At 71.7% G+C, this 9,087-nt stretch carries 9 protein-coding genes; 5 read left to right on the top strand and 4 right to left on the bottom strand.

Features of this window, described 5'->3' with window-relative positions; genetic code table 11:
• Positions 1-256 precede the first annotated feature (256 nt).
• From EAO72_RS13185 to EAO72_RS13170, 4 genes are all read left to right on the top strand, one after another.
• Positions 257-901 carry an HNH endonuclease family protein gene (locus EAO72_RS13185; protein ID WP_148017489.1) on the top strand — a complete coding sequence of 215 codons (645 nt, stop codon included), beginning with the start codon at positions 257-259 and terminating at the stop codon, positions 899-901.
• Positions 902-1,109: 208 nt separating this feature from the next.
• On the top strand, positions 1,110-2,846 hold the full coding sequence (locus EAO72_RS13180; protein ID WP_148017488.1) for an alkaline phosphatase D family protein: 1,737 nt from the start codon (positions 1,110-1,112) through the stop codon (positions 2,844-2,846).
• Positions 2,847-2,929: 83 nt separating this feature from the next.
• On the top strand, positions 2,930-3,388 hold the full coding sequence (locus EAO72_RS13175; RefSeq protein WP_148017487.1) for a DoxX family protein: 459 nt from the start codon (positions 2,930-2,932) through the stop codon (positions 3,386-3,388).
• Positions 3,389-3,668: 280 nt separating this feature from the next.
• Positions 3,669-4,340 carry a DedA family protein gene (locus EAO72_RS13170; RefSeq protein WP_148017486.1) on the top strand — a complete coding sequence of 224 codons (672 nt, stop codon included), beginning with the start codon at positions 3,669-3,671 and terminating at the stop codon, positions 4,338-4,340.
• Here EAO72_RS13170 and EAO72_RS13165 read toward each other — a convergent pair.
• The 3 genes from EAO72_RS13165 to EAO72_RS13155 form a co-directional block, all read right to left on the bottom strand.
• Positions 4,327-4,551 carry a DUF2277 domain-containing protein gene (locus tag EAO72_RS13165; protein ID WP_148017485.1) on the bottom strand — a complete coding sequence of 75 codons (225 nt, stop codon included), beginning with the start codon at positions 4,549-4,551 and terminating at the stop codon, positions 4,327-4,329. The two genes, EAO72_RS13170 and EAO72_RS13165, sit on opposite strands and share 14 nt — an antisense overlap.
• A gap of 106 nt (positions 4,552-4,657) precedes the next feature.
• Entirely contained in the window at positions 4,658-6,022 is a 1,365-nt protein-coding gene (locus EAO72_RS13160) for a DUF1254 domain-containing protein (RefSeq protein WP_148017484.1), read from the bottom strand.
• A 14-nt stretch (positions 6,023-6,036) separates the two neighbouring features.
• On the bottom strand, positions 6,037-6,516 hold the full coding sequence (locus EAO72_RS13155) for a DUF7144 family membrane protein (protein ID WP_148017483.1): 480 nt from the start codon (positions 6,514-6,516) through the stop codon (positions 6,037-6,039).
• A gap of 511 nt (positions 6,517-7,027) precedes the next feature.
• On the opposite strand from EAO72_RS13155, the gene EAO72_RS13150 reads away from it, so the two are divergent.
• Positions 7,028-8,398, top strand: coding sequence for an MFS transporter (locus EAO72_RS13150; RefSeq protein ID WP_261991455.1), 1,371 nt, complete (start codon positions 7,028-7,030; stop codon positions 8,396-8,398).
• On the opposite strand, the gene EAO72_RS13145 is transcribed toward EAO72_RS13150, so the two are convergent.
• On the bottom strand, positions 8,362-9,069 hold the full coding sequence (locus tag EAO72_RS13145) for a B3/B4 domain-containing protein (protein WP_148017482.1): 708 nt from the start codon (positions 9,067-9,069) through the stop codon (positions 8,362-8,364). The two genes, EAO72_RS13150 and EAO72_RS13145, sit on opposite strands and share 37 nt — an antisense overlap.
• Between the last annotated feature and the right edge of the window lie 18 nt (positions 9,070-9,087).

The raw sequence follows: 9,087 nt of genomic DNA, 5'->3' as shown, positions 1-9,087 counted from the left end.
CGGATCTGCCGGTCCCTCAGTTCCGTACGTCCACACACCCCGTTCCGTACGTCCGCACCCCCGGTTCCGTACGCCCGCGCATGCACTCCGGTACGCCCCCGCGACCCGAAGCTCTTCGTCAGACCCCTTGATGTGACGTGCCCATGTCGCCACTCTGTTACCTGGCGCCCACCCCACGGAAACCCCGCGCCGCCACGATGGCCGGGCCGATCCGAACGGTCAGGTCCCATCGCCCCCCCACATCAAGGGAGTTCGCATGTCAGGTGTCTACGCGCGTCGCATAGCCGTCCTCGCCGCATCCGCCGCCCTCGCCGCAACCACCGGACTGCTCACGGCCCCCAGCGCCCAGGCAGCCATGCCCACTCCGGTCTCGGCATCCACCGCCCGTACGTATCTGAGCGAGCTGACCGTGAAGGCGGAGGGCTCGTCCACCGGATACAGCAGGGACAAGTTCCCGCACTGGATCACGCAGTCGGGCGCCTGCAACACCCGCGAGGTCGTCCTGAAGCGGGACGGCACGAACGTCTCGCAGGACTCCAGCTGCGCGGCCGTCAGCGGCAGTTGGTACTCGCAGTACGACGGCGCCACCTGGACCGCCGCATCCGACCTGGACATCGACCACATGGTCCCGCTCGCCGAGGCCTGGCGTTCGGGTGCCTCCGGCTGGACCACCGCCCAACGCCAGGCATACGCCAACGACCTGACACGGCCCCAGCTCATCGCCGTCACGGACAACGTCAACCAGTCCAAGGGTGACCAGGACCCCGCGACATGGCTCCCCTCGCGCGCCGCGTACACGTGCACGTACGTGCGGGCCTGGGTGCACGTGAAGCACTACTACGGCCTGAGCGTCGACTCGGCCGAGAAGAGCGCCCTGCAGTCCGCGCTCAGCGGCTGCTGAGACCAGGCGGCCGGGCCCTCCCCGGCCCGGCCGCCTCCGTATCCGTCTCATCCAGCGGTGCGCCGGCCGGGGAAACACCTGCCCCGGAACCGCCCCGCACTCCCCCGTCGTTCCGTACGGTACGAACCCGCCGTAGGCATCCGCCGTACGGCACCGTCCACCGGGAACGTCCGGACCGTCCCGTACGGAACGACGCGAGGAGCTTCACATGGCCGGGCTGCGCCTGGGACCACTACTGCGGTACGTCGACTGGGAGGCAGCCTCCACCGCGACCGTCTGGGTCGAGACGGACCGGCCCTGCACGGCCGAAGTCCGCTGCGCGGACGGGGCGTCGGGCTCGTCCCGCACCTTCGCGGTCGCCGGGCACCACTACGCCCTGGTGGTGGTGAGCGGACTGACGCCCGGCTCCACGACCCCGTACGAGGTACTGCTCGACGACCGCACGGTGTGGCCGCCCGCGGAGTACGGGTTCCCGCCGAGCACGATCACCACGCCGCCCATATCCGGCGCGGCGGAGGCCGCGCCCCCGACGGTCCGGGTCGCCTTCGGCTCCTGCCGCTGGGCGGCGCCGCCCGGCGACGGCCACCTGCCGGGCCGGAGCGACCCCGTCGGCCCGGATGCCCTGGACACCCTCGCCGCCCGTCTCGCCGCCGACGCCGACGCCGAACGCCCGGACGTGCTGCTGCTCCTGGGCGACCAGGTGTACGCGGACGAGACCTCGGAGGCGACCCGGCGCCGACTGGCGGCCCGGCGCGATCTGGACGAGCCGCCGGGGGCGGAGGTGGCCGACTACGACGAATACACCTACCTGTACGACGAGTCATGGCGAGACCCCGAGGTGCGATGGCTGCTCTCGACGGTCCCCAGTTGCATGATCTTCGACGATCACGACGTCATCGACGACTGGAACACCAGCGCCGCCTGGCTGGCCGGCATCCGCGCCACCTCCTGGTGGCACGAGAGGATCGTCAGCGGACTGATGTCGTACTGGGTGTACCAGCACCTGGGCAACCTCTCCCCCGCCGAGATCGCCGCGGACCCGCTCCACGCGGCCGTCCACGCCACCCCGGACGGCACGGAGGCGGTGCGTCGATTCGCCGCCGAGGCCGCCGCCGACCCCACCCGCACCCGCTGGAGCTACCGACGCATTTTCGGCCGAGTACGGCTGCTCATGGTGGACAGCCGAGCGGCCCGGGTGCTCGACGAACAGCAGCGGGCGATGCTCCACCCGAGGGAGGCGCGATGGCTGCGGGAGGAGGCCCTGGCCGCCCCCGGATCCTGTGACCACCTCCTGATCGGCACCTCGCTGCCGTGGCTGCTGCCGCCTCTGATCCATGACGCCGAGCAGTGGAGCGCCGCCCTGTGCCGGGGCGAGCGGGGCGGGCCGGACGGCCGCTGGGCGCGGATCGGCGAGTCCCTGCGACAGCGCTCCGACCTGGAACATTGGGCGGCCTTCCCCGACTCCTTCGGGCAGTTGACGGAGCTGATCCGGGAGGTGGCCGAGGGACCGGAGGCTCCGGCGACGGTATGCGTACTGTCGGGCGATGTGCACCACGCGTACATGGCGGAGCCCATCCCGTCCGCTCCTGCCCCCGGCGGCACACCGGCCGCCCGTGTCCTGCAGCTGACCTGCTCTCCCGTGCACAACTCCATTCCCGCGCCGCTCAGGGCCGGCTTCCGCTTCGCCTGGAGCGGGGCGGGGCGGATGCTCGGCCGGCTGCTGGCGCGGCACGGGCGCACCGGGCCGCCGTCGACGCGGTGGCACAGGACGGACGGACCGTGGTTCGGCAATCAGTTGATGACGCTCACCTTGAGTGGCCGGAAAGCCTCGCTGTCATTGGTTCAGGCCAAATCGAGGAAAACGGGGACCGTGCTGGAGCTGGCCTTTGATCGCGTACTGACCGATCACACCCCGACGAGTTCCAGCCAGTCGACAAAATGTTGAACTTGCAAGTATTGGTGAGGCCTACCTAATCTGTGGCGCTCAGTCGGTTCACGTCCCCACCAGACCGAAGGAGCCCTCCCCACATGTACACACGCCTGAACCAGGCACAGCCCTATGCCCTCGCGCTCTTCCGCGTCGTCGTAGGCCTGCTCTTCGCATGCCACGGTGCCGCGTCGCTCTTCGGCGTGCTCGGCGGCGCCATGGGCGGCGGTTCCATACCCGCCGGCACCTGGCCCGGCTGGTACGCGGCGGTCATCCAGCTCGTCGGCGGCGGCCTCGTGGTGCTGGGCCTCGGCACCCGTATCGCCGCGCTCGTCGCGTCCGGCTCCATGGCGTACGCGTACTTCAAGGTCCACCAGCCCGAGGCGCTCTTCCCGCTGGAGAACGGCGGCGAGCCCTCGGCCGTCTACTGCTGGGCCTTCCTGCTGCTCGTCTTCACCGGCCCCGGCGCCCTGGCCGTGGACCGGCTGTTCACCTCCCGCACCACCGACAAGGGCGAGCAGGAACGCGCGGCGGAGCCCAGCACCCCGGTCGCCGCCTGACCAGTCCCCAGGCCCCACCGCACAGGCCCGCGCCGACCGGGCCGACGGGGCCCGATCACCGAACCTCGGGCCCGCCGGGAACCGCTCCCCGGCGGGCCCGAGGCGCGCCGCCCCGGACAACTGGTGCGCACGGTGCGCCTGTGACGCACGTGAGATGCCCAACATCGCGCATATATAGGGATCACCAGGTGAACGGCAGGCGTACGCTGTACAGCTGGCCCTGCCGCTCCTGCCGCTCCCCTGCGACGTCGCGGCGTTGTTACTGATCGGGGAGTAGAAGGTGCTCGAGAGTGTGGGTGCGCTGACCGGCAGCCCATGGATCTACGCCGTGGTCGCCCTCTCCGTGCTGCTGGACGTCTTCCTCCCCGTGCTGCCGAGCGGGGTCCTCGTGATCACGGCCGCCACGGCCGCCGCTGCCGGCACCACCGGCGTGGCCGCCGACGCCGCGGGCGCCGCCCGTCACGTGACGGAGGTTCCTTCGGTCCTCGCCCTGATCCTCTGCGCGGCCACCGCCTCGGTCCTCGGCGACCTCGTCGCGTACCGGCTGGCCTGGCGCGGCGGCGAGCGTCTGGACCGCGCCATCGCCCGTTCACGCCGCCTCACCTCGGCGCAGGAACGTCTCGGCGCCGCTCTCAGCCGCGGCGGCGGGGTCCTCGTCGTCATCGCACGCTTCGCACCGGCCGGCCGCTCGGTCGTCTCACTGGGCGCGGGCGCCTCGCACCGCGACGTGAAGGAGTTCCTGCCGTGGTCCGCCGTGGCAGGCGTGGCCTGGGCGGGCTACAGCGTCGGCCTCGGCTACTTCGGCGCCCACTGGCTCGGCGCGAGCTGGCTGGGCACGGCCCTCTCGGTCCTGGCCCTGTTCGTCGCGGGCGCGTTCGCCGCACTCCTGATGAAGCGCCCCGCGGCGGCCGCTGCCGCCGCCGCCTCGGCCCCGGTCCCTACGGCGTCCTGACACCACCCCGTACTTCCAGCCCGTCCAGCAGCCGGGCCGTCGCTTCGGCGATCTCGTCGACGGCCCGGTCGAAGACTTCCCTGTTGTGCGCGGCGGGGGCGCGGAAGCCGGACACCTTGCGGACGAACTGCAGGGCGGCGGCGCGGATGTCCTCGTCGGTGGCCTCTTCGGGGAGGGCCGGAGGACGCAGGGTCTTGATGCTTCGGCACATGTGTCCAGTGTGGACCGCGCCACTGACAACGTCCCTCCCGCGCCCGCCGGACCGCCTCACTTCCACTTCCGGGCCCGCCTCACACCCGGGTGGCGGCTGGGCGGCCTCACGCCCGGCCCGCGTCCCCGACCCGTCGGACGGCGGGGATCTCGTACCGCCCCTCCAGGACCTCCCGCTTCGGCATGTAGAGCCTGAGCATGGGCCGGAACTCGCCCTCCGGCGCCGGCAGCCAGTTCGCCCCGGCGGCCGGGTCGCCGGGCCGGTCCTTGCTGATGTGGAGGGTGAGCGATCCGTCGTCGGCGTACACGATGCCCTGGGTACGGTCGCCGATCGAGTACCGCCCCACAGGGTTGGCGACGAGGTAGTAGTCCGGGGTGTCGTACATGGTCACGGACCAGAACGCCTCGACCGGCGGCGGCTCCTCGAATCGGAGCTCGTAGCGGTGGGACCCGTCGAGCCGCGCGCCGTCCGCGTCGTGGAAGGTCTGCGCGTACACCGCCTCGTACCCGTGGTTCCCCCACAGCCCGACCCGTGCCGCCAGGGCCCTGGTCAGGTAGGAGGCCTCCCGGTCCGCGATCCTCCATTCCGGCGAGTCGATGGTTCCGACCCCGAACCAGTCGACGTTGTAGTCGAAGAGGTGGGGGTCCATCGACCATCCCTGGACGCCCCCGGCCTTCGATCCGCTGGCCGCTTCCACCCGCTCCTTGCCCAGCGCCAGCCCGTCGGTCAGGGCGCGCACGAGCTCGGGCCCGGCGGCGGCGAAGGGCGAGGGCCCCTCCTCCAGGAGCCCCAGCGGCTGGAAGCGGTCCTGGTAGGCCCGGTCGCCCGCGGACGGCGGGAAGTCGGCCATCCAGACCCTGAGCTGCTCGAAGAAGCGGAGCTCCGCGGGCACACCGGCGTCCGGCGCGGGCAGGCCGGTGGGGTGCTCGCCCGGTTCGAGGTGGGTGAGGGTCAACTGCTCCTGGAGCGGAGCGACCCGCCGCTTCAGGTCCTCGGGGCCGTCACAGGCGTTGCGGCCGACGACGGTGACGACGGTCGTCGGGGCGTCGATCACCCCGCGCACGTCGTCGGGCGCGGTGCCCGCCCATCCGGGCGGTACGACGAGCCAGTCGCCCTCCTCCGTACCCGTGGCCCGGCGGCCGACGTAGGCGAAGTTGTTGGTCCAGGCATCGACGAACTGGAGGACGTAGTACGCCCCGTCGGTGTCCGGGACGTGCAGCCGGACCGGCCCGCCGGAGAGGTCGAGCTGGGCGATGGAGTAGACGGTGTCGTTGTTGACGGACACGAAGTGCGCCTCGGCGTCGGCCAGCCGGTCCGAGTGCGTGAACCGGTTGAAGGGCGCGGCCGCCAGCGGGCCGAAACCCTCGTGCAGGCACTTCTCGACCATCGACAGGTCGAAGACGAGCGGATACCCGTAGACGTACGCCTCGGCTGCCAGCTCCACGAGCTCGTTCGTTCGTTCGTCGGACATGGAGAATCTCCCCTTCAGCGGTCTGCGCAGTGAGCGTCGGCAGGAGCCGGTTCTTCCGTACGTGGCGGGGAACGGTCCGTGCACAGGGCCCAGATCACGAAGGTGTCGATGGCGAGGGAGACGACGGCCCAGATCGGCTGGTAGGGCAACCACATGAAGTTGGCGATCATGTTGAGCGCCGCAAGCCCCACACCGATCCCGCGCGCCCAGCCCGCGCCCTTGAGGATGAACCAGCCGACGAGCGCGATGAGGATGCCGAGGACGAGGTGGATCCATCCCCAGGCCGTCACGTTGAACTCGAAGACGTAGTTGTTGATCCGTGCGTAGACGTCGTCGGACGCGATCCCGGCGATGCCCTTGATCGCCCCCAGCACCCCGTCGACCATGAGCAGAACGCCGGCGAACATGACCCCGCCGGCCGCCCACGGGTTGATGCCCCCGGGCTGGGACGGAGGCTGCGAAGAGGTGCCCGGCGTGGGCGCGGTCTGTGCCATGAGTACTCCTTGGCCGGTGGGAATGCACGTCAGACCGACCCTGCTCGGCCCGTCCCGGCACGGCTACCCGACGCGGCCGAACGGGTGACGGGGAAGGACCCGCACGGGCGCGGCCGTACACGGCCCCGGGCCGTCCCTGCGCCGTGTGGGAGGCGAAGAGAATTGCCTACCCCGCAGGGACACCGGCCGCTAACCTTCGAACCGCACATGACCCCTGAGGCAGGAGTGGGAAATGCCCGGTCGTCCGGGCACGCGCTGACGTCGTAGGCCGTATCGCCCCGTCATCGCGTGCCGCCCCTGTTCCCGCGGCGCAGCGAGCCCTTCTCGCCCGAACCGCCGGCGCACCTGTCCGTGCACCGGCCGGCGAGCCCTCCCTGTCCTCCGCAGCTCAAGGGGTCCCCGTGTCACCGGTACCGCACACCCGAACCATGCCCACGTCCACGCCCGCGCCCACGCCCGCGTCCACGCCCTTGGTGCCCGGCCGCCAGGACCTGTCCGTACGGAACACGCGGTGACGGCGGCCGGCGACAACCGGGTCGGGGCTCCGAACAGTCTGTGGCGGGACGCCGACTTCCGCAGGCTGTGGGTGGGCCAGACCGCGTCCCAGTTCGGGGCGCAGGGCACGCAGGTGGTCCTGCCGCTCATCGCCGTGGTGTCGCTCGACGCGGGCGCCGGTCAGCTGGGCGCCCTGCGTGCGGTGGAGCAGGCGCCGATCCTGCTGCTGTCGCTCTTCGCGGGCGCGTGGGTGGACCGCCGCCGCGCCCGAACGGTGATGGTGCTGGCGGACCTCGGCCGGGCCCTCGCGCTGGGGACGGTCCTCGCCGCGTATCTGCTCGGCGTGCTCGGGCTGCCCGTACTGCTGGTGGTCGCGCTCCTCGTCGGCGTGCTGAGCGTTTTCTTCGACGTGGCGTACCAGGCCTCGCTCGTACGGCTGGTGGCGCGCGAGCGGCTGCTGCAAGGCAACAGCGCGCTGGAGGGCAGCAGATCAGCGGCGCAGATCGGTGGCCCGGCGCTCGGTGGCACGCTGGTGTCGCTTTTCTCCGGCCCGGTCGCCGTCGTCGCCGGCGCGTTCTTCTTCGTACTGTCGTCCGTCTCGATCCGGCGGATCCGCGGGCGCGAACAGCTCCCCGCACGAGGTGACGGCCCGGTCCGCGTCCGGCGGCAGATCCAGGAGGGCCTGCGTTTCGTGGCCGGCAACACCGCGCTGCGGGCGGTGGGTATCGCCTCGGCCCTCTTCCAGTTCTGGTTCGCGGCGCTGATGACCGTCTATCTGCTGCACCTTCCACGCGGACTGCACCTGTCGGGCGCGGCCATCGGCCTGGCACTCGCGGCGATGGGCCCGGGCGCGGTCGTGGGGTCGCTGCTGGCGGCGAAGCTGCCGGGACGATTCGGCTACGGCAAGGTCCTGGTGTGCTCGGCGGTCGTCGCGGACGGCGTGATGCTCTGCGTACCGGCGCTGCACGGCGCGTCGGCCGTCACGCTGCCCGTGCTCATCGGCGTCAACTTCCTCTTCGGCGCCTTCGGCCAGCTGGTCAACGTCACGATGATGGCCGTACGGCAGGCCATCACGCCCCCATGGATACAGGGCCGGGTCGTGGCGACGATCAACTTCGTCGGCATGGGCCTGACCCCGGTCGGTTCCCTGCTGGGGGGCTACCTGGCGGGCCACTGGGGGCTGCGGACGAGCCTGCTGGTCACCGCCGTCGCCCTGGCCCTGTCCCCGCTGTTCATGGCGTTCTCCCCGCTGGCGCGCCTGGGCAGACAACTTCCGTACGAGCAGCACGCCGAACCCCCGTGCGGTTCCGGTACGGCGGCGCCGATCCCGCCGGCCCGCAACGCGCGGACTCACACGGAGACCGACGACCGGCCCGGGTCGAGATAGTCCACGGCCGTCCCCTCCGCGTGCGGGGCCAGGAGGTCCCGCAGCTCGGACGCCGCGGTCTCCAGAAGGTCCCCGTCGCGGACGGCCTGGAGGGTTTCGAGGACGAAGGCGACGTGGGTGGAGTCCTCGGTGACGCGGGTGCGGTGGGCGTCGCGGTGGTTCCAGTGCCGGGTCAGGACGCCGCTGGTGTCCGTGTAGATGATCTCGCCGGGCTTGGGGTTCTCGACGGTGTCGGGTTCGCCGAGCGGGGTGAACTCCTCGGTGCCGTCCGCGTAGCGGATGTCGATGCCGCCGGTGACCCGGTCGAGGTCGAAGGCCCCGGCCGGCAGCCCGTGGCGGACCGAGGCGGAGTTGTAGGAGTCGACGGCCGGGTTGATGCGCGGCAGGGTCCCCTTCTTGGCGAAACGCCTGCCCAGCGCGTCGACGCTGGGGCGGATGCGCCGGGGATTGGTGCCGAAGGAGCGGTACGCGGTGTGCCACGCCTCGATGCGGGGGTCGGTCTCGTCGGCGGGCTGCCAGGTGCCGTCGGCGAGTTGCCGCTCCAGTTCCGCCAGAGCGGCGGCGGTGGCGGGCCATTCCTCGTGGCCGCGCAGGCCGGTGGCGGTGACGACGGCGATGCGCGTGCCGGGGAAGGCGTCGGCGAGGGCGGGGGCGAGGCGGATGTCGGTCATGAGCGCGGGTTCCGTTCC

Origin of the sequence: Streptomyces sp. OR43 (genome assembly GCF_008042275.1) — a bacterium.
Taxonomy (GTDB): domain Bacteria; phylum Actinomycetota; class Actinomycetes; order Streptomycetales; family Streptomycetaceae; genus Streptomyces.
This window is presented reverse-complemented; position numbering and strand designations above follow the sequence as displayed.

Bases quoted from the DNA above. Each gene is read 5' to 3' on its own strand.
- EAO72_RS13185 (WP_148017489.1), top strand. From the start codon at position 257: ATGTCAGGTGTCTACGCGCGTCGCATAGCCGTCCTCGCCGCATCCGCC.
- EAO72_RS13180 (WP_148017488.1), top strand. From the start codon at position 1,110: ATGGCCGGGCTGCGCCTGGGACCACTACTGCGGTACGTCGACTGGGAG.
- EAO72_RS13175 (WP_148017487.1), top strand. From the start codon at position 2,930: ATGTACACACGCCTGAACCAGGCACAGCCCTATGCCCTCGCGCTCTTC.
- EAO72_RS13165 (WP_148017485.1), bottom strand. From the start codon at position 4,551: ATGTGCCGAAGCATCAAGACCCTGCGTCCTCCGGCCCTCCCCGAAGAG.
- EAO72_RS13160 (WP_148017484.1), bottom strand. From the start codon at position 6,022: ATGTCCGACGAACGAACGAACGAGCTCGTGGAGCTGGCAGCCGAGGCG.
- EAO72_RS13155 (WP_148017483.1), bottom strand. From the start codon at position 6,516: ATGGCACAGACCGCGCCCACGCCGGGCACCTCTTCGCAGCCTCCGTCC.
- EAO72_RS13145 (WP_148017482.1), bottom strand. From the start codon at position 9,069: ATGACCGACATCCGCCTCGCCCCCGCCCTCGCCGACGCCTTCCCCGGC.